At 65.2% G+C, this 23,744-nt stretch carries 8 protein-coding genes; 4 read left to right on the forward strand and 4 right to left on the reverse strand.

The genetic code is table 11. The annotated features are described in order from the left end of the window. Positions 1 to 73: 73 nt before the first annotated feature. The 3 genes from QM685_RS16235 to QM685_RS16245 all read right to left on the reverse strand — a co-directional run bounded on the left by QM685_RS16235 (position 74) and on the right by QM685_RS16245 (position 18,692). The gene (locus QM685_RS16235; RefSeq protein WP_415117390.1) at positions 74 to 364 is read right to left on the reverse strand and encodes a hypothetical protein; all 291 of its coding nucleotides are present in this window, start codon (positions 362 to 364) and stop codon (positions 74 to 76) included. After that, positions 351 to 10,772: a neuraminidase-like domain-containing protein gene (locus tag QM685_RS16240; RefSeq protein WP_415117391.1), complete on the reverse strand. Its 10,422-nt coding sequence runs from the start codon at positions 10,770 to 10,772 to the stop codon at positions 351 to 353. The genes QM685_RS16235 and QM685_RS16240 overlap by 14 nt, the downstream gene beginning before the upstream one ends. 105 nt (positions 10,773 to 10,877) lie before the next feature. Further along, positions 10,878 to 18,692 (reverse strand): SpvB/TcaC N-terminal domain-containing protein, encoded by a 7,815-nt coding sequence (locus QM685_RS16245; protein ID WP_415117392.1) that lies wholly within the window; start codon positions 18,690 to 18,692, stop codon positions 10,878 to 10,880. A 277-nt stretch (positions 18,693 to 18,969) separates the two neighbouring features. On the opposite strand from QM685_RS16245, the gene QM685_RS16250 reads away from it, so the two are divergent. The 4 genes from QM685_RS16250 (at position 18,970) to QM685_RS16265 (ending at position 22,259) form a co-directional block, all read left to right on the forward strand. Beyond that, a complete protein-coding gene (locus QM685_RS16250; protein WP_415117393.1) occupies positions 18,970 to 20,166 on the forward strand; it encodes a diguanylate cyclase domain-containing protein in 1,197 nt (398 codons plus the stop codon). Positions 20,167 to 20,237: 71 nt separating this feature from the next. Next, positions 20,238 to 20,402 carry a hypothetical protein gene (locus tag QM685_RS16255; protein ID WP_415117394.1) on the forward strand — a complete coding sequence of 55 codons (165 nt, stop codon included), beginning with the start codon at positions 20,238 to 20,240 and terminating at the stop codon, positions 20,400 to 20,402. Further along, on the forward strand, positions 20,399 to 21,466 hold the full coding sequence (locus QM685_RS16260; RefSeq protein ID WP_415117395.1) for a Dyp-type peroxidase: 1,068 nt from the start codon (positions 20,399 to 20,401) through the stop codon (positions 21,464 to 21,466). The genes QM685_RS16255 and QM685_RS16260 overlap by 4 nt, the downstream gene beginning before the upstream one ends. Then, positions 21,459 to 22,259 carry a family 1 encapsulin nanocompartment shell protein gene (locus QM685_RS16265; RefSeq protein WP_415117396.1) on the forward strand — a complete coding sequence of 267 codons (801 nt, stop codon included), beginning with the start codon at positions 21,459 to 21,461 and terminating at the stop codon, positions 22,257 to 22,259. Before QM685_RS16260 ends, QM685_RS16265 begins: the two co-directional genes overlap by 8 nt. Positions 22,260 to 22,592: 333 nt before the next feature. Here the strand turns inward: QM685_RS16265 and solA are convergent, their stop codons facing one another. Further along, positions 22,593 to 23,720: an N-methyl-L-tryptophan oxidase gene (gene solA, locus QM685_RS16270; RefSeq protein ID WP_415117397.1), complete on the reverse strand. Its 1,128-nt coding sequence runs from the start codon at positions 23,718 to 23,720 to the stop codon at positions 22,593 to 22,595. Positions 23,721 to 23,744 lie beyond the last annotated feature (24 nt).

Raw genomic sequence — 23,744 nt, forward strand, 5'->3', positions numbered from 1 at the left:
CGTTGCCGCGGCGCGTCACGGCGCCGCGGACTTGCCAGCAGGCCACGTTTCCAGTCTCACGCAACACGCAGGTCTATCCGGATTCCGGCACGCGCTCAGGCTGACATTCCAGCACCGCGACGAATCCCGTCCCGGTCGCGAACAGCACCTGCCTGAGCATCAGGTCGCGCTGCTCGCCGGTCAACCGGTTCACCTGCTCTTCCAGCATCGCCAGCGTCGCGCCGACCACGAACCGATATCTCCGTGTTCCGTCATCGGGTTTGCCGGCGGGACCGTCGCGATGGCGCGCCTGCGCCTTTGCGGCGCCCGCTTTCGCACCCGCCGCGGTATCCGCGCTCCGCACCGCGGATTTACGCGCAGTCATGGCAGCCTCCTTCATGGATATCGAATCGCTCACGGGGCCGAACCGTGTCGCAGCAGTGCTGGATAACTTCGTAACGGCATAGCACGAACACACGTTCGAGGTTGCCGATGCAGTTGGCAAAGGTCAGCGTCATCCGGTGGCCGGGGTGGCAGGTGTCGATCGGCGCAACGCGGATTTCTCCGCTGCCGTGATACAGCCCAGGCCAGTCGATGCTGTTCTTGCATTCGATCTCGAGCTCACCGGTCTCGCAGTCATCGTCCGGATGATCGACCGTCACTTCGACCAGATGGCTGCCGCGGCCGGCCTCGTCCGCGCACGGGCATTCGCCGATCTCCGGACAGGGCTTCTCGCTGTCGTGACCGCTGTCGAACAGCACGGCAACCTGGGTGATTTTGATCGACGGGTCACCCGGCAGATAGGGAAACAGCTTGCGCGAAACCGGCAGCGTGATTACGCCGCGGGAATGTTTTTCATCGACGTCTCTCCCGTTTCTCCGGGCCATTCCGAGCGAACGCCGCAGTTGTTCCCACGCATCGGGAAAATCGCGGTGCAAGTCGAGATAGATCCAGCCGTTACCCGGCAACCGTTCGCCTGACGCCGCGCGCGCCGCGTCGCGCAGCGCGGCGCCGCCCTCGCGCGCGGTGTAGTTCAGATGCAGCACCGTGTCGGTCAGCGTATCGAGGTCGAAGTAATTGCTTTGCTGCGGCAATTCGATGCGCCAGCAACTGACCGCGCCGGAATATTCGAACGGCAGGTGTCGATCGTCGTGGAAACTCAGCTCGAACAACCCCGAGTCATTGCGGCCGCTCGACGTCGCAATCGCTTCGCGCGCGCCGTAGTGCCTGACACCGCGCGGATCGCAACAGCCCACTTCGTAATGCTCATGCAGCGGATGGCGGCAGCCGCACGCGCATTTCGGCTTTTCATCGCAGCAATGCGTCACCGGACACGGCAGGCACGGATCGATCCGCGTCCAGCTATGCAGCAGCGTAAGCTTGCAGTGCACGCCCGTATAAGGACCGGTCACGCAGGGCACCGTCAGACTGACGCTCTTCAGACGCCGCATATACTGCCCCGGATAGTCGATGTCGAACATCCATTCCGGGATCTCGATTTCGCAGTAGCCCGTCAGCTTCAGTTGCAGGAACTGCAACGGGAAATGCAGCGCCAGCGACACATGTTTCGTCAGCTCGTATTCGCGCTGATGATTCTGCAGGTATTCCTTTTCCATCCGGTCGAGCGCGAGCTGCAGTTTCTCACCGGCGAGCAGCCCTTCGTGCAGACCGTTCCAGCTTTCGCACGGCAGGAAGTTGCGATGGCTGAAGCCAAGCTCGAAGTTGAACGCGCGCTGCGTCTGATGCACGAGATGCAGCGTCAGCTCATACATCTTCCAGTACATCGCCACCCCTTCCTTCTGCAGATACAGCCACAGCTCATGGCTCGTGAATTTGTCGCGCAGCATATTGAGCGTTTCGCGCGATTGCTCGAGCGTCTGCTGCTGCAGGTTCAGTTCGAGCAGGGTTTCCTGCTCCTTGCGCTCGGCGGCGAGAATCTGGATTTCGATCTGCTCGATCTCGAGGTCGAGTACTTCGACCTGGTGCACCCATTCGTCGAGCCTGCGCTGCCAGCCCGATTGCGTGAGGTCGAGCTGCGCATTGGTCCCGGCGATTTCGCCGAACTCGTTCGTGATGCGCGCGAGCGTCTTGAACATGCCGGATAGTTTGGTGCCGAGCGGCAGCCAGGTTTCTTCGCACGGGAAACCGACGAACAGGTCGGGAATCAGCTCCATCGTCTCCGCGACGCCCTCGATTTCAGTCGCGGCGGTGCGCAGGATGATGTCGCTGTTCATGTTGTCCTGATAGTCCAGCTCGCCATTGATCAGGCCAAAGTCGATCAGTTGCTTGTAATAGCGCCGGTTGGTCTGCTGCACTTCCTTGCCCTTTCTCAACGCCTGTGCCTGCCAGTCCGCTTCGCGCCACTGCTGCTGGCGGATCGCGACGGTCATGTCGGCGAGTTCGGTTTCATGGCGCGCGCGCATCTGCGCGAGATATTCGCTGTCGCCACGATCGAACGCGTTCAGCAGTCCGGTGCCCAATTCGCGCAGCCGCCCCGCGCATTCCAGCGCTTTCTGCATCAGCACGCTGAAGCGATACGGCGTGTGCGGATGGCACCAGTCCTCGTCGTCGCAGCAAAGCAGCTCGTCGCAAGGCCGATGGGGTTGCGGCACGCAACAGCACGGGTCCTGCCCCCAGTAGGGCGAGCCGCACGCACCGGTCGCGCCGGGGTTGCGCAGCCGTTTATCGGAAAGACAGCGATGGATCACGGACAGACCGTCGCGCACATGGCAGTACAACTGCATCAGCCGTGGATTCAGCGCGGGGTTGAGCGGCTTGAAGCCGGCGACGTTCTGGCCGACCTGTCCGGCGTGGACTTTCACGGTCGGCGGGCACGGCCCGAGAATGCCGGCGGCGGTATCGAGAATCAGCCGCGCCTGCTGCGCCGCCTCGCGCGAATTCCTGCGCATCAGCGCTCGCGCCCAATCGACCAGCGTGTCGACGTAATCGAGCACGATCGCGCGGTCGCGCGCGGTCTGCGCGGAAATCTTCGTACTGTCGCAACACATGTCCGACGGCATGCGGCCGCGCTCGAGCCGCGCCGGCTGGTCGACGGTTTCAGGCACATCCACCGTGCCCACCGCGCCCACCGCACCATTGCCCGGCTCCGTGGCGCCGCCGCAATGCACCCACGTGTTGTCGGATTGCAATGGGTCGCGCACCAGCCGGTACCACTTCAGCGCCGCTTCGAAATGGCAGTGACAGCGCAACACATCGGCAATCGCGCTCGACGGACTGAACATCGATTCGATAAAGAGCCGCGCGCCCGGCTCGACGAAAATAAAGTACGGGTAGGCCGGCAATCCCGCGGGGAACGGGCTGGCGACCGGCGCCGGGTCCTGCACGAGCGGCAAGGTCACGCAGTCGTCATTCGCCATGTCGTAGCGGAAGCCCGCGGCATCGGCGCCGTTATAGCCGGTCGGCGCGACGCCGCCGGTGACCGCGAAGCTCAGCGAATCGTCGAGCCGGCCGACATAGGTCAGGTCCGGCGTCGCACCGGCCGACACCTGTACGAGGTCGCCCGAATGCCGCGGCTGTCCGAATTCACCGTTATGCACCCGGCACCAGGCGAGACGCACCGCGCAGTCCAGCTTCCAGTCGAGCAGCGTCGGCAGTTGCGTCGGGTCATGCCAGTAGGTCGAACTCTGCAACGTCAGATCGTAGTACTCGTCCTGCACCGGCGCGTTGAAGATCTGCGCGGGCACCAGCCAGAAATAGTATTCGTCCACCAGCGGCGAATGCACGCAGCCACATTCGCCGCAGCAACCGGGCTCCGGATGAAAATCGCTCGGCACGAACGCGTGGGCGGCGGGCGGCACGCCGCCGGCCGCGACACGCACGAAATGCACGCCGAGGCGGATGGCCGCCTTGATCCAGAACGGCAGCTTGTCCGGCGCATCGGCGGCCGGCGCGGGCGGCGCCGATGCCGCGGCCTCGATAGCGACGCCGGCGCCCACCCCCGGACCCTCGCGAGGACCCTGATCCGCCGGCGGCGGTGCCGATATGCGCCGCGGCTGGCCGGCATCCGGCGCCAGCCACGAGCAACGTGCATCGCGCTCGGGCGTGCCCAGCACGCCGAGCCCTTCTCGCGGCGGCGTGAGCAGACGCAATGCGGAAGGCTCGCACTGTTGCAGCAGCTTCACCGCCGGATGCGATGGCGGCAGCGATTCTGGCCAGTATTCGAGCCCGCCGGGCGCGGCCAGTGTGAGCGTCGAGCGGCGCAACTGGTCTTCGAGCAACTGGAAGGCCTCGATCCCGCGCGCCTTGCGCAATTCATCCCAGCCGATCCAGTTTTCGCGGTACAGCGTCCCGCAGCGGCAGCTTTCCCACACCTTGAAGCTGGCGAACTCGTGCTTCCACAACGTCAGGAACGGCGCGCCGGTGTGCCAGTCTTCCAGCCCCAGCCGCGCGCGCTGGACGAACGTCTGCGCGGCGCTGATGCCTTCCTCGATCCGGCTGGCCTTTTCACAAAAGCCGCTCTCCACGTCGATCAGCAGCAATGCGCTCAACGCCTGCGGGGACGTCGCATAACCGCCCCAGGGCAGCGGCACCCGGTTCATCGCGCACAGATACGCGAGCAGATGCACGCGTGCGTGTTCGCGCAGGCAGTCATTGATTTTCTGAAGATCGTCATAACGGCGCAGGTCAGGTTCATCGGGCTCGATCAGCGCGTTTTCGACGAGCCGCACCAGGTTGACATTGCCGCTCTTCGTTTCCGCCGGCAGCCACGCGCCGGGATCGTCCGACGCCCACAGGTCGGGCCGCGCGACGCGGATATCGTTCGGCTGAAAATGAGCCAGCAGACGATCGATCCAGCGCCCGGCATGCCAGACCCGGACCGCCCACCGGTCGTCTTTCAGGTCGCTGCCGGCGAGCTTGTAGACGGGCGTCGTCTGCGTCGAGAAATACGACAGCACGCAGCTCGCGTGGTCGAGATCGATGTCCAGATGACGCAGCAACTGCGCGGGGTTGTCCGGCTGGTTTTCCGCGGCTTCCTCGAACAGCAGCCACACGGGTCTTTGCCACGCGGGTTCGCCCCATGCCGCCATCCCGCGCATCTGCGTGTAATCGAAGATCCGCTCCCACCAGTCGAACAGGGCCTGCCTGCGCTGGCTGCTCGGCTGGACGCGCTGGTCCTGGCTGGCCGGCGGCGGCTGATAGAAGTCGAGCAGCGGCAGCAGGTTCATGTCGAAATTGGCGGTATGCCTGACGAACCCCGGATTGCGGTAATAGCTGACGCCCGCAAACAGATCCGCATGCGCGAACAGATAGCCCAGTTCGGACTGGCCAAACGGTCTCACCGGATGCCCGTCCAGCGCGAAGCGGTGCGCGAACAGCAGCGCCTTGAACGCGCGCTGGTAGGTCCGGCGAATGTCGCGCAGGCTGCTCGTGTAGCGCAGGTACAGATATTCGGCGGCGCTGCTTCCTTTCGGGAAACTCATCTTGCCGATCAACTGTTCGTCCTTGCTCGCGCAGAACAGTTTCCGCAACGGCAGCACGATCATTTGCCCGTGCGTGTCGGCGCCCGAATACCGGACCTCGAACCCGGTGCGCACCGGATGCACATCGTCTTCGCCGGTAAATTCCGGCTCGTTCTGAAAGAACTCCACGTCGATGTTGTACGCGCCCGACTTCAGATGCAGCGTCGTCTGGCCTTCGCCGTGTTCGTCCTGCCAGTGACGCGACAGCACCACCCAGGTCTTTTGCCCGCGGTTCAGGCTCACGCGCCAGCGGCGATCGGGGAGCTCTTCGCAGTCGCACGCGTCGCTGTCGCTGGCGCTGTCTTCGTCGTTATCCCGATGCGCGCGCGGCACGCCGGCGGCGAAGCGGTAAGCGCCTTCCTCGTCGATCAGCAGCACCCCGTGCCATCTGACATGAAAGCCGGCCGCGCCGCCGAGTTCCGTGCCGCGCCGGTTCTGTATCGCGAAGCCGTTGCGCACGTCGAACAGTTTCAGTTGCGCCGGCTCGAGGCTCAGGTCCAGTGCCGGCAGGATCGTCGGCAGCGGCGCGTTTTTCCGGTTCTTCTCCGCATCGAACGCCTGCATGTCAGCGCGCGGCTCACGCCAGACGAGCTCGCCGCCCCTCGTGTGAAATTCGCCCATCAATCCGGTACCGAGCAGGCCGAGCAGCGCGGCAAACGCGCCGCCGGACGGCAACGGTTTCCACATCACGCCGGGCGCCGCGCCGGAATCGTCCTCCCACGATGTCAGGCCGCGGTTTTCATCGGCGAACAGGTGCTGCAACACGAGCCATGCGGTGCGCGACGCTTGCGGCAACGGCCGATCGGCGCAACCGCACAGCGACGCGCCCGTCACCGCGCCGACATGGCTGACCAGATGCGCGGCAATCGCATGGCAGCGCTTGACCATCAGCGCAAAGCACGCGCGGAACCAGTGCCAGCGTTTCTCTTCGTCCGGCTCGGCAATCAGGTGTCGTTCCGCGTCGCCAAAACTGGCAAACATCATCGCGAACGGCGCGAGGTCGACGCGCGGCATCGCGTACAGGTTCTGCACCGCGAGTTGTTCGTTCGCCGTCAGCTCGCGCATGTGCACGAGCTTTTCGATCACGGCCCGGTCGCTCAGCGGCAATTGCGTGACCAGCTCGCCGGTCGCCGCATCGAAACGGAACGGACCGTGCGGCGGCGTATTCCACATGTCGGGCGATGCGGTGGTCACCGGCGTGCGGTATTGCCGCTCGGTGGTCGCGACGGCCACGCCCGCGCGTTCGAGCGTGCGGGCAAAGAAATGCTTGCCCAGCGAGGTCAGATAGTCGGTCCCGCCGGCCGGCACCGCATAGCCGAATTCGGTTTTCAGCGTGGTTTCGATCCGGTGCCAGGTCCACGCGTGGATCTCCTCGTCGTCGACGCTCAGGCTCAGCAGCTCGTTGCGCAGCGCGGACAGGCCGTGGCCGTGCCCTTGCGCCGCATGGCCCTCATGGCCCTCTTCATGTTCCTCTTCATGTTCCCTTTCATGTCCGTCCTCACGCCCTTCCCCGCGCTCCTCCTCCGGCAGCCCGAGCGGATAATCGAGCGCTTCATTGGCGTCCTGCAGCGGGAACGGGTCGTCGCCGTCGAGGTGCGGGTCGACGGAAAACAGATACAGCAGTTCGCCGATACCGAAACGCGAGCCGGTGATTTTTGCCAGCACTTCGGCAAGGCGCAGCGTATGGGTCGGCAACGCATGCCAGCTATCGCCGGCTAGTGTGGTCGAAAACCCGGCGAGCGCCGACAGCGGATCGAGGTTGTCGGTCAGCAGCTTGACGAAGTGCGGCGGACGCTTCGGGCAATGGTCGATCTTCTTCTGCGCGAAACGCAGCACGCGTTCGACCAGATGCCGCGTGGCCCACGTCCATTTGGCCGCGGCGGGCCCCACCCACAGCGCGAGCAGATGGGTCCTAGCCGCGCCATGCGCGCCCGCCGTCGCGGTGCCATCGGTTAGACGCAGGTCGAACTGGTCGCGCAGGATCTGGAAAGACACCAGTTGGCGGATAAAGTCCGGGTTGATGCCGCCGCCGATGTAGAGCTGCAGTACTTCGCAGATATCGCACAACTGGGCGAACGTGTAGCGTGCGCCGCACACCGCCTGAAGCTTGCGCCACAGCCGTAGATAAACCGCGAGGAACTTCAGTGCATCGAGCGGATTGCCGGGGTTGGTAAAAACGACGACGTAATGCTCGGGGCAACAGGGTTCGCATTCAGGCAACAACCTGGACGTGCGTTCACCGTTACCGTTCGCTTCGGTTCTGGACCGCATATCGGTATTGCGTGGCCCGTCCGGTTCTTTCCGCACGACAGCAAACTGCACACAGCCTGACTTTTGCAGCTCGACCAGTTCGCAATAGCTGAGGCCCGTGCGCTTCAGCAGTTCGGGCAAGCGAAGGACGATATCGACCCAGTCGACACCGCCCGGGTCCGGCACCGGAAAACCATACAGCTCGTACAGCACCAGTTGACCCGGCGTCGGAACGAGCGCGATGTCCCTGGTGAACAGCAGGTCGTACTCTTCGGGATTGATGCCGAGGTATTCGATGCCGATATCGATTTTCACCGGGTAGCGCCACAGGTGGCTTTGAAATGGCGGCGCGGCGAGCGTCGGGTCGAGCGCGAATTCGGTGATGTCTTTCCTGAAGCCGCGCATCGCCGCAAAGCGGCAAGTGGACAGCGCGTCCAGATAGCCGCGGTTGACGTCGAGCGGCTGCGAATACGGCAGCTTCGGCGATGAAAAATCGTCTTTCAATGCGTGATACGCGCCGCCGTTGGCGACCGGCGTGGCCGGCGACGCGAATTCGGGCTGCGCCGTCAAGAGCCTCACCGGCGCATGGCACTCGTCGGTGTTTTCAATCACGTCGGCGCAGTCGTCGGCCGAGCACAGCTTATGTCCGTTCAGCCCGTGTATCGCGGTGTTGTACACGGTGCCGGGAGCCGGCGGCGAGACCAGGTTCTCGAGCTGCTCGTTGACGATATCGATCAGCGGCAGCGGCGTCATCGCATTGGCGGCCGACACTTCCAGCAAGCCGGGATCGGCACGGCGCGCGGCCAGTTCCTCTTCGAGCGTGAGCCCGCCCGCATCGGGCGCGGCGGAAGGATTCGCGCAGGTCGAATTCTCCGAAAGCCGCAGCAACTCGTGCAGATACTCGATCGTGCCCAGCGGCGACAGATAACAGGGCGGCACGCAGTTTTCCAGCCCGCCGGGATTGATCGGCCGGAACGGGCCGGGCGCCGGCGGCGCGGGCGGCGCGATCCCACCGGCCGCGCTCCAGATCGCGGCGGCGTCGTCGAATGCGACCGTGCCGCGCAACGCGTCGGCAAAGTCGGACTGACTCAACTGGCTGACGTCCGCCGCACTGGTGAAGCCGCGCGCATACAACGCTTCGGCGATGGAAAACGCGAGGCTCGGCACCGGCGGCATCACGTTCGACGCGACGCCGGCCAACTGGCATAACGCATTCAGCACGTTCACGCGCTGAACCAGCCACGCCTGCGCGGACGGGTCCGTGGGAAAGACCGTCTGCGCGGCGGCGGTGACATCGGCATCCACCAGCGCGCCGGCGCCGAACGTGAATACGCCGCCGACGAGCGCCTGATACGCACCGACCCAGCCGGCCACGATATCGACCGTGGGCAGATCGAGTGTCGGCGCGGGCAGTGCCGCCGCGGACGGCAGCGCGGCGATTCCGAAACCCATCGCAAAGAATTTCTGCACGTAGCGGATAAACGCCGCCTCGCGCGCCTCCGGCGTTCCCGGCGCGGTGAACGGCGGCAGCAGCGCGGTATTGGGCGGCGTGCCGAACAGGGTCTGCCAGTCGGTGACGCTCATTGCCGCAAGCTGGCCCACGGTCGAAACCGGCACCGCGAGCAGCGCGGCGATCAGCGGCGCAAAGTCGTTCGTCACCGCGGCCAGATCGAGCGCCAGATACGCGGTCGGCCGCGTGCCGATTTCAGGTGTCCAGAATCCGGCGACATCGTCGCCGGGATGATAGTCGCGCCAGTCGGCGGCCGCCGGATAGGCGAGCCAGTCATTAATCAGCGGCGTCAGCGTCGCATCGAGCGTGCAGTGCGGGGCGGTCGCGTCGTACTGCGCGCCCGGCACCAGCGCGGCCAGCCGGCGCGCGGCCTGCGCCGGGTTGACCGCGAGCGCGTCGCTGATGGTGCCGGCGTCGACGGCCGCCGTCAGCGCGGGCAGCGTGCGCTCCTCGTTGTCGCGGCAGGCGAGCTGATAACGCTGGGTGGCCGACATCTGCAACGGCAGCATGAGGCCCAGCGCGTAAAAGTAGTCGGCCGGCACCTGGAACGCCGGCACGAGCGCGCCGCCGCCGCTTTCGACCAGCACCACGTCGGCCGTGCTGATGGTCGTGCCGGGACTCGACACGCCGGGGTTGACCGGAAAAACCAGCAACGCCATCGTCGCGTCGATGCTCATCTGCTCGCAGGCCATCGCGCAGCCGAGCGCGAAGACATAGCGCGTCAGCCGTTCGACGTCGGCGTTATACGTCGCGTAATAGCTGTTCAGATTCCCTTCGAACTGTTGACGGTTCTGTTCGAGCTGGTTGCCGATCGTGCCGTCGTTGGGCGGCTGCGAATACAGCGCGCCCAGATCGTCGTAGCCGGCCTGGACGCTGGCGGGCGGAACCGGCAGCGGGTCGCGCGTTCCCCAGATGATTTCATTCGCGATATGCGTCGCCTGTAGCGGCGTGAGGTCGGCGAGCGCCGGGACCGGCCCCTGATCGGCAGCCAGCACCGTCTGCACCGCCTGTTTCAGCGACGCGAAATCCGGCACCTGGCCCTGGCTCAGGTCGAGCTGCGCGACGCCGGCCGCCAACGGACGCGGCAGCGGCAGATAGATCGCCACGTCGGCGGCCGCCATGAACGGATACGTGGCCGGCGCGGGCAATGCACCGACGGTCGTGATAGTGGCGTCGTAGTAAATCAGCTTGCTGACGATCGGGGTGCCGCCGCGGCTGATTTCGAGCCGGATATCGGCGCTCGCATATTCGTTGTAGCCGGCTGGCAGCGTAATCTCGATCACCGCCGTCGCTTCGGCTTCGGGCTGGTCGACCGGAAGCGGCGGCGGAACCGACGGCGTGTAGTGCTGGACGATGGTCGTGCCGGGGTCGGGAATCCACGGTGTCGCGACGGGCGGCGCAACGAACGTCGCATCGCCGAGATGCTGACCGACCTTCGGATCGCCGACGTTGAGGTCGTACGCGGAGATTTTCAGGCCGCTCAAATAGCCGCTGAAATCGCCGCCGGCAACAGGCTTATCCGGATGCAGCCGGATGACGAGAATGTGTGGCATGTCGTGGCTCCTCGGTACGTCGTCCTCTGCGCCGCTTTGCTCGATGAAGCGGCGCCGTCGCAGTCAATCGCTCGTTATCAATCGCTTGCTATCGTTCCTTCGCGCCTATCTCGACGGCACGCGCACCGGATCGTTCGGCAACTGATCCGCCGAACGGCACACCAGATCGAGCGCGTCCTCGCCGGTCTGGAATCCGGGCGCATCGGCGGCACGCAGCGAATAGAACGCCTTGACGTCCTCGAACGACTGGTTCGGTGTGGGCGCGAGCGTGCCGTCGCCCGTCACCTCGATCGTGACGTTCGGAGCGGCGGGATCGCCGCCGATCCCCACTTCTCCGCTGAACCGGCCGTTGACGGCACGGTTCAGGGTTCGCTGCACCGCCGTTGCATTGGTGTGCTCGTCGCCTTGCACGTCGATGCAGATCGCGCTGTTGTGGTTCGGATTGCCCGTTGCCGACGGCCCGCCCGACGAGTAGGAGGCCGACTGGTGCACGTGGTGTCCGGCGGTCGAGCGATACGTGCCGGTCGCGCGCGGATCGACACTCGCGTTGGCGGCCGGGTCCGCATAGCTGGCGTTGGGTTCGCCGGTTCCGGAGGTGCCGCTGGCGTCGCCGCTCGCGTCCGGCGCGGGCGAGGAATCGGACGAGCCGGAGTTCTCGTCCTTCGGCGCATTGCCGCCGCCCGAAGAACCGCCGCCATCCATCATCGACATCAGCAACGGCGTGGCGAGCACGCCGGTGCCGACCGCGGCCATGTTGATGGGCGCGGCGAGCGACTGCGTCGCCGCGGACGCGGTGACCGGCGCGGGTACGTTCAGCGACGGGACGTCGAACGTGAAGCCCTCGGGTGTCGTAAAACGTCCGCCGGCCGGCACCGGGTCGCCCAGCCCCGGCGGCCCGCCGCCGCTCAGGCCGCGCGCGCCGAGAAAAGTCGCGGCCGCTTCGATCGGCAGCGCGCCGAGCCGGCGAGATCTTTCCTGGTCGGTCAAGGTGCGCCCGGTGGCCGGATCGACGCCGGTTATCACCGCGCCGGCGGTATCCGCCGTGCCCGCCGCGCCCAGCACCACGCCGGTGGCGACGGCGGCCTGCCCGAGCGTCGTGATGGTCGCCGCGCTGACGCCCGCCTCGGCCAGACCCGCTGCGATCACGGGGGCCGCGGCGCCCGCGGTGACGACCACGACCGCGACGGTCGCGACCGCCAGCACCGCGCCGATCGCGACATCGCTCCAGCTGATATCCCATTTCCCGGTCGGGTCGACGAGGTTGAACGGGTTGTTGCCGACATACAGATAAAGATTCATCGCGTCGCGCAGCCCGGCCGGATCGCACGCGGTCCAGCGGCCGATCCAGGGGGCGTAGTAACGCGCGCCGTAGTAGTAAAAACCGGTTTCCTCGTCCCGCTCCTTGCCGCAATAGCGATACCGTTTGGCCTTCACTTCGGCGGCGCCGCGCCCTGCCTCGAGAGACGACGCGCCGTACGGAAAATATTCTTCGTAGCTGATCAGCGCGCCCTGCGCGTCGCACTCGATGCAGGCGGAACCGAGATGGTTCGACAACTGGTAGCGCGTCAACGCCTGCGGCTGTTCGCGCGGCTTGCCCTCCTCCAGCGTCTGCGTATCGACGAGCGCGATGCATTGCTGCCGGTCCGTCACGCAGCGCGTGCCGCGTTCCAGTTCGATCTTTTTGCCATCGGCGCCGAACCTGCGCCACACTTCCCAACCGTTCAGATAACGGCGCTCGTTTTTGCGCGTGCCGTTGTGCCGCTCGGTGATCTTGCGCACACGCTGGCCGCCCGCGTCGTACACATACCAGGTCCGCTCGCCGCGATCGCCACGCACGATCTGGCGCGCGCTGAGCGAGAGCTGATCGTTGAAATTCCAACGCAGTTGCGACAGGTGAGCGATCTGCGTCAGATTGCCGTGCGCGTCGTAAGCGTAGTTTTCCTGCGCGCTTTCGGGGTTCAGCCGGGTATGGCTCAGGCGGTTGCTGAATACCCGCGGATCGAGCAGGCTCGCTTCCCTGTACGTGTATTCGCGCGTCCAGTTGCCGCCCGGCGCCTGGTGGCGCACGCAGGTGAAATTGCCGGCCGGATCGTAGTCGAAGAATTCGACGTAATTGCGCAGCGCCTGCAGGTCGGCATGCTGCGTGAATCCGGCGAACGGATAATCGCGCAGATCGCCCACCGGCGTCAGGTTGAAACTCGCCTGCAGCGCATGCTCGCGCCCGCTCGCCGCAATCAGACGGTACAGCGCGTCATAGGTCAGATCGACCACGGGTTCGACCTTGCGCCCATCGTGATGAACGGTCTTCAATGCCCGGTCGGTGATGTGCACCATATGACCGGACGGGTCGTACACATAGCGGAGGTCCTGCAATACGTCGACCGCCGCGAAGATCTGGCTGGAGAAACCGGCGTTGCCGTCCTTCGCCCGACGCCGGGTCTTCAAACGCAGCAGGCGCCACGTCAGCGGATCGTAGTGCGATTCAGTGGCGATACCGTTCGCATACGTGATGTCGAGCCGCTGGCCTTTCGCGTTGTATTCGACGTGCGTGACGAACGGCGTGGTCCTGGCGTCGCCGCTGCCGGCCGCCAGCCGCATGTCGATGCTGACCAGTTGATTCGCGCGGTTGAAGCCCGGCAGATAAACACTGCCGTCGGGCGTGGTCACGGCAATCGCGCGGTTGAGCGCGTCGAAACGGCTGCTCTGCGTGAACGTCTCCGGCTCGAGCAGCGGATGCGACGACCAGTCGGGCGCGTGCCTGTAGTCGCTGCAAAAGCGGCGATAACTTTCCAGCAGGTTGCCCTTGAAATCGTACTGCGTATTGACGACGATGCCCGCGCCGTCCATGTGCCGGACGATCCGGTTGCGCGCGTTCGCCCGCAGCCGCTCCGCGTCGCTCAGCCCCGCTTCCGCGCTGTCGCCATAGACACTGCGTTCGTACTGCAACGACTCCACCGTGGCGTCGCCCTCGCCGCCATCGACGAACGACGCCACCGGCCGGCGCAGCGCATCGTATTCGGTGCGAAAGTGAAAGCCGCGGCTGTTCCACGTGCGGATCGGCTTGCCCAGCACGTCGTTCAGACTCCAGCGCTCGCCGGCTTCCATGCTGGCCTGATGAATCTGCGTGCCGCCATGCGCGTAGTCGTAGCGCATCACGACTTTCTGTTCGGCATCGATCACCGCGCGCCGGTTGCCTTCGATATCGAAGTCGACCTGAGAGCGGTAATACACGTCGTTTCGTCGGGCCACCGAGCGGTTATGCGCGATGCTCAGAAACAGGCGCCCCGCGCTGTCGGCAAACGCAACCGACGGCGTGCCCGCGTGCACCGCGGTTTTTTCCGCGGCGGCACGCTGGTCCGGCGTGCCCGATGCATGCGCTTCATACCACGTCGGCAGATAGTCGGATTCCGGCAGGCGCGCGAAATAGACGCCCACGTCGGGGTCGTGCTTCGGGTCGGCGATCAGCGCCGTATCGTTGGGATCCCATTCGGTTTGTCCCCACGCGTCGAACACGGTTTTTTTCCAACTGTGATCGGGGTTGAGCGTGGCGACGACGCGATCGGCCGGGTCGTAAAACAGGGTTGCGCTGACGCCTTGCCGATACGCGTACTGGTACTGATGCGTGGTCGAGAAAAACGGCTCGTATTCGCGTACCGGCTTGCCTTTGTTGTTCAGGATCACCCAGCCGCTCGCGATCCAGCGCGGGGTCGCGGGATCGTCTTGCGCCGGGCTGGTCTGCAGCTTCTTCTGCACTTCGCGGCCAAAGCCATCCGAATAGCTGAAGCCGATCTGCACCGCGCTCGACTGTCCGGGCGCGAGATCGCCGACATGCGTTTCGCGCACGATCACGCACGCGTAACACGGCTTCGCGTCGCGGTAAAAACGGCGCGGGTCGTAGACGACCCGCGTGGTCGCTTCGCCAAGCAACGCGCGCGCGGCGGCGTCGCCGGGATCGGCGAAAAAGGCCTCGCGTTCGGCGCCGGACAGATCGGTGTTCAGGCCCGCGAGACTGTCGCCCTGGCGCTCGCCTTCCTTGCCCATCACGGCGGTGGCGACGACCATCCCCAGCACGTCGAACGCAACCGCGCAGCGATTGCGGTTCACGTCGGTCATCTCACGCGGTTGCAGCACACGGTAGTCGTTCGTCGCGGCAATGGTGTTGCCGAGCGCGTCGGTGAAGCCGGTGATCAGCAGGTCGTCGCGATCGTAGTCGACGCGCTTGCGTTGCCCGAAGGCGTCGTCGTAAGCGCGGGCCTGAAAGAAATGCGCGAGTGCCTGCCGCAGTTCTTCGTCGCTGCCCGCTCGTGGATCGGGGTGATAGAATGCCCGCCCGGAGCGGCTCCAGAAACGGCCGTCGTGATGCAGATCGACATAGCCGCCTCCCGCGCTGTCGCGGCGCGTCAGCTCGACTTCCGTCAGCAGCGGCTCGCCGTTTCGCCGATAGACCCGCGCGATCAGGTCCCGGCTGAAAACGAGCTGGTAGCTTTCGCCGGGCAGCGCCAGCGATTCGACCTGGCCCAGCGGCAGCAGACGGTCGAGTCGATTGCTGCGATACGTCGCGGCGCTTTGCCTCAGCAGACGGCGGTGCGGCGTGCTGACGGCTGCCTGCCACGCGTCGTACGGAAGATCGTGTTTTCCATCGCCGGCCTGCCCGGCGAGCCGGGTGAGTTCGCTAAAGCGATACAGACGCTGCACCGTTTCCACCGGTTTGGGAAGATGCAATTCATAGACAGCCGCGCCGGCCGGCTGCGGCACGCGCCATGCGTCGGATGAACTGACCGCGCCGGTGAAGGTGTTTTCACTCAGCGTCATGTGCCGCCGCGCCTGAATCTCGTGGTCCGTCTGATTCAGAAAGGGCGATCCGGCGGGAAAACTCCGGCCGTATTCGACGTTCACCGCCTGCAATGCATTGCCGAACGCGTCGGTCTTCAGCGTGAATTTCTGCGCGATGCGCGGCGCTGTCCGGAGAGCGTCGAGCGCACCGTCCGTCACGCGATAAAGCCTGCGCTCGTAATCGAGCCGCACCATTTCGCGCTGGGTCCTCAAAAACACCGCATAGCGGTTTTGCCCGCGCGGTTGCAGCATCTGCACCTGGTAGCCGACGTCGTCGACGGTATAGGGCCGGCCGGCGGCCTCGGTGCGATCCTGCGCATACACTTCCTTGTGCAGGATGCTGCCCTTCAACGCGCGGCATGCCTCGCGCATCTCCTCGCCCGTCATCCTCGCTGGCAATGCGCTTTCTTCGCAGCGCAACGCGGCATCGACGGGCCAGTATTCGCGCGCCAGCGCATGCACGATCGAGTCGCCGGCGACATAGGCGCCGGTGTGATACCAGGTGCGCGTGAGCACCGGCGGCACGTAGGACGCGGCATCGATATTGCCGGTGGTGTCCAGTTGCCCGCCTTCGCTCAACGCGGCGAGTTCCTCGGTATCGATCCGGTCGACTCTCGCAAAGCCGCGGAACTCCCTTTCGACACCGTCGTAATACCCGTGGTGATAGCTGTAGCGCGTGACGAAGCGGCTGCGGCTCACGAGATCGTGGGTTTCGGAGCGGGCGACGACGTGAACCGGCATCGGCAGGCGCGTGACCCATTGCGTGCCGGCGGCCTTGTCGGCCAGATAGAACTCGGTGGACGTCGTGTAATGGAGCAGGTTCAGCGCCCCCATGTTGTTGCGGACGCGGGTCACCAGATGCGGCTTGCCGCCGCCCATCAGGTCGACATAGCGGATCTGCCGCCCCTGTTCGCGCGGCAGCGGCGACGACCACAGCAGACACGCGGTGCCGTGGCCAAGCAGATCGGCGACGCTGACGGTCGCGGTGTCGTCGAACGCCGGAAACTGTTCGAGCAAGCGCGCGTCGCTCCAACTGTTGCCGCTCTGATTCAGATAAATGCCGACCGCGCGGTGGCCGAGATAAATGATGTCGGTGAGTCCGGAGCCATCGGTATCGGCGAGCCGGAGCCGCGCCGGATTGAACTGTTCGGGCTCGTCGAACGACGGCGCATTGGCCATCGCGATTTTGGCGCCGAAGCGGCCATAGCCGAGATTCGGCCAGTAGCAGACGTCGCGGTTGCGGATTCTGACCAGATCGAACAGGCCGTCGCCGGTCATGTCGGCCAGATAAACCGACTGCGCGCCGTCATCGAATACGACACGCGGGCCGCTGTGCTCTTCGGTGGGGACGTGGACCAGCACGCCGCGGTCGAACCCTTCACGGCGCAGCGACGCATGCCAGGTGAACGCATGATCTTCGGTGATCAGGATGTCGGCCACGCCGTCGCCGGTCAGGTCGACAAAGCGCAGGTCCGGACTGGCAAAATCCCGCACCGGCAGGCTGCGGAACGCGCGAAAGCCGGCCCAGTCGCGGTTCTCCGTGCGTTCCTGAAAACCGGCAATGGCCGGCGAAAAATCGACCAGGTCGAGTTGGCCGTCACCCGCGATGTCGGTGAGCAGCCATTGACTCTGGTCGGACTCCGACAGCGCCGGCTGGGTGCGAACGATCTCGGTGGCGCCAAAGCGCCCGCCGCCGAGATTGGGTTTATAAAACCAGGCCTCGGCCTGAAGGGCCAGCATCCCGGCAATGCCCTCGCCATCCAGATCGACCAGCCGATACTGGCTCCCGTCGATGCCCGGCAGGCTTTGCAGCGTCGACATGTCGAGCTGCTCCACCCGCAGGCTGGCCGTGTCGCCGTCGTCGAGCGGACTCGTCGACCAGCCGAATTCGCAGGGAGCGAGGCTCGCGGTGTCGAACAGACGGTTGTCCCGATGACGGTGCGCGCTCTGGGTGATCCGCGTGAGCACCGAGACAGTCGGCTTCTCCTGATAGTCGAACTCGAGCGAGCGCACCAGATAGTCGTCGACGCCGAGTTCTTCCGCGAAATGATGAAACATCAGGATCCGCCGGCACAGGCGCTCCGTGCGCAGCGGGAATCCGGGGCGGCACGACATGAACGCATCGCGCCGCTTCGGGGCCGCGTGGCGGGGATCCTTATGGACACGTGCGACACCGGGTTCGACCACCTCGTAATGCCCGTCGCCGTAATCGAAGACCAGCTCGAACATCCATTGCAGATCGTCCGATTTTTTGTACCAGTCGAAATCGCGGCTGCGCAGATCCGGCTGCCGCGCGTCCAGCCCGACCGGTATCCGGTTGCCGTAGCGAACGCGTTTCGGGTAGCGCATCGCCGCGTCCGCGTCGCCCTCGTAGTCGCGCTCGTAGTCGTAAACGATCGCATTGCCCCGGTCGTCCTGGCTGAAACGGATCAGCCAGTTGAACACCTGCGCCGGATTGCCCGGGTTGCTAATGCGTGACTGCTCGTCGCAGCCGTACACGCTCAGCACGTTGTCGCGCGACAAGCTTCGCCAGTGCGCGACGCCGCCGCGGCAACAGGTCCAGCGCTCGATGCGGGTAAAGGTGGTCTCTATCCTGGGGCGAAAGCGCTCGATCCGAAAATCGCCGCGATATTCCGGCTCGCCCGCCGGCACCAGATCCTCGCTACCCGCGAGGATAAAAATGTCGGCGCACTGCGCGGCTCCGCTATCGGCATAGCGCGGCACGCCCTTGTCCGTGCGGCGGCTGATGTTCGCCAGCGTGACGTTCCAGCCGATACCGAACAGGCCGTTGCCGGCTCCGGAGTCGTAGTCCAGCGAAAGTTGTGGATGAAAGCCCGAGCGCGACGGACTGATGGGCAGTGGAACCGACAGGTTGGCCGCGCCGGTCACCGGATTGACGGACAGCTTCTCGTCGATGCCGCGAATCGCGCCGCCGCCTTTGGGCAGCGACACCTGCGGGGGATTAAAAAATCCGCCGGCCCCCGGCGACGGATCTGCTCGCCCGTCCGTCTGCCGCCGCGGCCTGCCCGCCTCGTCTGGCTGATCCGGGTCACGACCCGGGCCGGCAATCGGACTGTCTTCCGTCATTTCGCACCTCGACGAATCGAGCTACCTCTGCCACAGAACGAACGGGAAGCGAGCAGTTTTTACAGGAGATTTCAAAAAGATTGCGAAGCTGCCGTTAACCCGTTCTGACAAGCTGTCGATGTCGGTGACGCCGGCCATCGCGGCTTGATCCGCGAGATCACTCGCGGCGCAATCAATCGCGGGCGGCATGTTAGGTTATGTGTTTCGTTAATGCCGTTCGTGACGATCCTGCTGACGGGCGATCTACTGCCATCGGGGCGTGAGTCGGATACTGAAAATGAATCAGAGTGTCGAGATGTACACGTTGCCACGGGGGAAACTGGCATCGTGGTTGTTGCACGCGGGAAACGACGTTCCGCTGGAAATTCGTGTCGCGCTGGCCGGCAGTCTCTTCGGCACGTTGCCGATTTTTTTCGGCGGCGTGCTCAATACGATTGCCGTTGCATGGGTGCTCGAACGCCGGCATCCGCAGATGCTGTTCAGGATCTGGCTGCTGGTGGAACTCGCTGTCTGCGTGACCCGGCTGTGCGTGCTCGTCACCGCGCGCAGGCGAGCCCGGCGCGAACAGTCGACCCTGACCGACTTCTATGTTCTGCTCGCGCCGGTCTGGGGCGCGACCGTCGGATACGGCGCGCTCGTCAGCGTGTTGAGCGGCGACTGGGTGGCGGCCACGCTGTCGTTTCTGTCGGCGGCGGCGATGGTCGGGGGCATCTGCTTCCGCAATTTCGGTGCGCCGCGGCTCGTCGCCGTGATGATCTTTCTGTCGCTGGGGCCATGCTGCGTGGGCGCGTTATTCGCCGGCGAGCCGGTCATGCTGCTCACGCTCGTGCAGATTCCGTTCTATCTGTTCGCGATGAGCGCGGCGGCCTGGCGCCTGAACGGGCTGCTCGTCACGACGATGAAAGCCGAGCGCGAGAACGACCGGCGCGCGCGTCACGACGGCCTGACGGGACTGCTCAATCGCGCGGGGCTGTTTCATGCGGCGAAACATGGCGACGGAGAGTTTTCGCGTCTGCGGCCTGGCATGGCGCTGCTGTTCCTCGACCTCGACGGCTTCAAGCCGGTCAACGACGCCTACGGCCATGACGTCGGCGATGAACTGCTGATCCGCGTCGCGAAGCGCCTGCGCGCGGTCGCAGGGTCCGGGGCGCTGGTCGCGCGGCTGGGTGGCGACGAGTTCGCCATCGTCACCGCGTACGCGCCGGCCGAGCCGCCGCACGAGCTCGCCGGGCAGATCATCCGGGAGCTGGGCAAGCCGTTCGAGCTGGGCACCGCGGTGTCCGTACGCGTCGGCGTCAGCGTGGGCATGGCGATGGTGCCGGCCGAAGGCAGCGAGATCGACAGCGTGCTGCGGGCCGCGGACGAAGCGATGTATGCCGCGAAGCGCGAGGGGCGCGGCAGACGCGCGCTCGCGCCGGACAGCACGGCGCCGGCGGGCGACGGCGCGGGCCTGTCGTTGGCGTCGGGATGCTGAGGCATCGGGCGCCGCGCGACTGACACATTGAGAAAATCCGCAGCCATGTATCATTGTCACGAACACCGGGCGTGACGGTCGTCGATGGCCGATGGCCGATGGCCGATGGCCGATACCTGATGACGCAGTCAGGGCCGTCCGATGCAACACCCCCTCATCGGTTCCGGGGCATTCCACCGCGCAAGCGGATGAACAGCCTGTCCTTCGATCTGGATCGCGACACGCAACAACAATGACGAATCCGACCTACAACGAAAACATCAACGAGCCCCAAGCGGTCGCGCAACAGGCGATGCGCTGCGCGATCTTCATCGTCGCGACGGTCAATCCCGATCCGTCGAGCCAGCAAACGGTGCGCGAATGGTGCGCCGATATTGCCGGACTCGTCCGCGCGGTCGGCAAGCGCGTTCCGCAGGCAGGGCTTTCGTGCGTGACCGCGTTCTCGTCCGCCGCGTGGGATGCGCTGTTCGGCGAGCCGCGCCCCGCCCGCCTGCATCCTTTCAGGGAGTTCGGCGTGCCCGGCCGCATGGCGATCGCCACGCCCGGCGATATCCTGCTGCACATTCGCGCCGACCAGATGGATCTGTGCTTCGAACTGGCGGCGCTATTGATGGCACCGCTCGCCGGCGCCGTCGCGACGGTCGACGAGATCCACGGCTTCCGCTATTTCGATCAGCGCAGCATCGTGGGCTTCGTCGACGGCACGGAGAACCCCGTCGGCAACGAGGCGTTCACGTACACCGTCGTCGGCGACGAAGACGCGGCGTTCGCGGGCGGCAGTTACGTGCTGGTGCAGAAGTACACGCACGACATGACCGGCTGGAATGCGCTTTCCGTCGAGACGCAGGAGCGCATCATCGGGCGCACCAAGCTGGCCGACATCGAGCTGGCCGACGGCGTGAAGCCGTCGAATTCGCACAGCGCGCTGACCACGCTGACCGAGGACGGCCAGGAGATCAAGATCCTGCGCGACAACATGCCGTTCGGCCGCCCCGGCTTCGGCGAATTCGGGACTTATTTCATCGGCTACGCGCGCACGCCCGACGCGATCGAGAAGATGCTCGAGAACATGTTCGTCGGCAAGCCGCCGGGCAACTACGACCGGCTGCTGGACTTCAGCACGGCCGCCACGGGCGGACTCTTTTTCGCTCCGTCGCAAGCCGCGCTCGAAGCGCTCGCCGAACGCGGCGCACCCGCGGCCGACAGCGCCTCTTCCGGCAACGACACCGAGGCAACCCCGTCGCATGGCGACGGTTCACTGCAGATTGGATCACTGAAAGGAACCCCCTCACATGAATAATCTCCATCGGGAACTGGCACCCGTATCGGCGGCCGCGTGGTCGCAGATCGAGGAAGAGGTGGCGAGAACGTTCAAGCGCTCGCTCGCGGGCCGTCGCGTGGTCGACGTGAAGGGCCCCGGCGGCCTCGAACTGTCGGCGGTGGGCACCGGGCACCAGGTGTCGATCACCGCGCCCGGCACGGGTATCCGTGCGCGCCAGCGCGAGGTGAAAGCGCTGGTGGAACTGCGTGTGCCGTTTGCGCTCACGCGCGACGCGATCGACGACGTCGAGCGCGGCTCGAACGATTCGGACTGGCAGCCCGCCAAGGATGCCGCGCAACTGCTGGCCTATGCCGAGGACAGCGCCATTTTCGACGGCTATAAGGCGGCCGGCATCCAGGGCGTGCGGGAGGGCTCGTCGAACACGGCCCTCGCGTTGCCGGCCGAGGTGCGCGACTATCCCGACGTAGTGGCGAAAGCGCTCGAGGAATTGCGGCTTGCGGGTGTCGAAGGTCCGTATTCGATTCTGCTCGGCGCGGATGCGTACACGGCAGTCGCCGAAGCCAGCGACCGCGGCTATCCGATTCTCGAGCACATCCGCCGGCTCGTCACCGGCGAGATCATCTGGGCGCCGGCGATCACCGGCGGCAGCGTGCTCTCGACGCGTGGCGGCGACTTCGAACTGCACCTGGGTCAGGATGTGTCGATCGGGTATTCGAGTCATACCGACGAAGTCGTCAATCTGTATCTGCAGGAGTCGCTGACGTTTCTGCTGCTGACGGCCGAGGCATCGGTGACGATTGGTTCGGAATAGAGGCGCGGCGCGCGGCGTGTCCATTCGGCGTGTCCATTCGGCGTGTCCATTCGGCGTGTCCATTCGGCGTGGTATGAGGGTATGAGGGTATGAGGGCAGCCGGTCGGCGCTGCCCGACGCCGCTCGCACATGGTGCCCCGGTGGCCCCCATAAAGTTCTCCCCTTCTGTCCGATTCAGGACAATTTGAATCCGGCACCGCTACTAATCTACGTGACAGGCCAGCTACTCACCCAACTGGGCGAGCCGCGCGGTTCCTGTTGGGATCGATCTGACGAACGTCGCATTGCCGTTGGTCATCTCTCTTTCCGACGCATTGCCACGCCGGGCCACGCTCAGTGGAAGCGCTCGCCACTCAACGCCTGAATGGGATGGTGAGTCGTTCCCGTCAGCGTAAGATCGGCCAGAATTTCGCCGATCACACTGGTGAACTTGAATCCTTTGCCGGAATCGCCGCCCGCGTAGGCGACCTGCCGATATCGCGGATGGCGACCGATCGCCATCAGGCCGTCCGGGGTATTGGTGTACATGCACGTCAGCGCCTGCCTGACGGCGCCGATTGCGCCAGGCATATAGCGGTTGAACACGTCCGCCAGTTCGGCCACTTCTGCCTCGCCGATGTTGCGATCGATGGTCTGAGGTGTGCAGAACCGGTCTCCCTTGTGTACGCCGAGTTTCATGCCCTCCCCGTCCAGCATCGGAAATCCGTAGAAATACCCCTCGGGCACGTCCAGTTGATAGACAGGACAATGGCCCGCGTCCGAAAGTGCCGGCCTGAGTGATTCGAAATGCGCGTTGACGATCCGCTCGACATTCCACGGCAATCCCAGTTCCGCGAGAAATTCCGGACTCCATGCGCCCGTGGTCACGACGAGGCGGCTGGCCGAATAGGTGTGCCGCGACGTCGTCACACGGACGCCGTCGCCTTCCGGTTTCCAGCTCAGAACCGCCTCGCCGTGCGTGAGCGTGGCACCGCGAGACGCGGCTAGTTTCAGATGGGCCTCGATACAGTTCCGCGGTCGCAGGAAGCCGGCTAACGGATCATAAAATGCGACATATCCATCCGGTATCCGGAAGAGCGGATATCGGGCGGACAGTTGCGCCGCATCGAGTAACTCATAGTCCATCGCATGCCGCCTCGCGCTCGAGACGCGGCCTCGAACATGCTCGCTATCCGGAAGACCAATCGCCAGACCGCCGGTAACGGTCAGCAGGTCTTCGCCCGACGCGTGCGCGAGACTCTTCCACAATGCGTATGCGCGCCGTGCCAGCAGGAAGTACGCATCGCCTTCCGGATGGGCCGCGCGGATCATCCGCGTCTGCCCGTGGGACGACCCGTTCGTGTGCCCCGGCATGTTGGCGTCCAGCCCCAGAATGCGGCAGCCCCTTTCGGCGAGATGGTAGGCCGCCGCGCTCCCCATGCCCCCCAGGCCTACGACGATCGCGTCATAGTTGGTATTCATCGAGCCGCTCTCCTTTTCAGACCG

The organism is Paraburkholderia sp. (genome assembly GCF_047605525.1).
Taxonomy (GTDB): Bacteria; Pseudomonadota; Gammaproteobacteria; order Burkholderiales; family Burkholderiaceae; genus Paraburkholderia.

What these genes read in the sequence shown, in the direction of transcription:
- QM685_RS16240 (WP_415117391.1), bottom strand. Translation starts at nt 10,772, where the DNA reads ATGCCACACATTCTCGTCATCCGGCTGCATCCGGATAAGCCTGTTGCC.
- QM685_RS16265 (WP_415117396.1), top strand. Translation starts at nt 21,459, where the DNA reads ATGAATAATCTCCATCGGGAACTGGCACCCGTATCGGCGGCCGCGTGG.
- QM685_RS16245 (WP_415117392.1), bottom strand. Translation starts at nt 18,692, where the DNA reads ATGACGGAAGACAGTCCGATTGCCGGCCCGGGTCGTGACCCGGATCAG.
- QM685_RS16250 (WP_415117393.1), top strand. Translation starts at nt 18,970, where the DNA reads ATGAATCAGAGTGTCGAGATGTACACGTTGCCACGGGGGAAACTGGCA.
- QM685_RS16235 (WP_415117390.1), bottom strand. Translation starts at nt 364, where the DNA reads ATGACTGCGCGTAAATCCGCGGTGCGGAGCGCGGATACCGCGGCGGGT.
- solA (WP_415117397.1), bottom strand. Translation starts at nt 23,720, where the DNA reads ATGAATACCAACTATGACGCGATCGTCGTAGGCCTGGGGGGCATGGGG.
- QM685_RS16260 (WP_415117395.1), top strand. Translation starts at nt 20,399, where the DNA reads ATGACGAATCCGACCTACAACGAAAACATCAACGAGCCCCAAGCGGTC.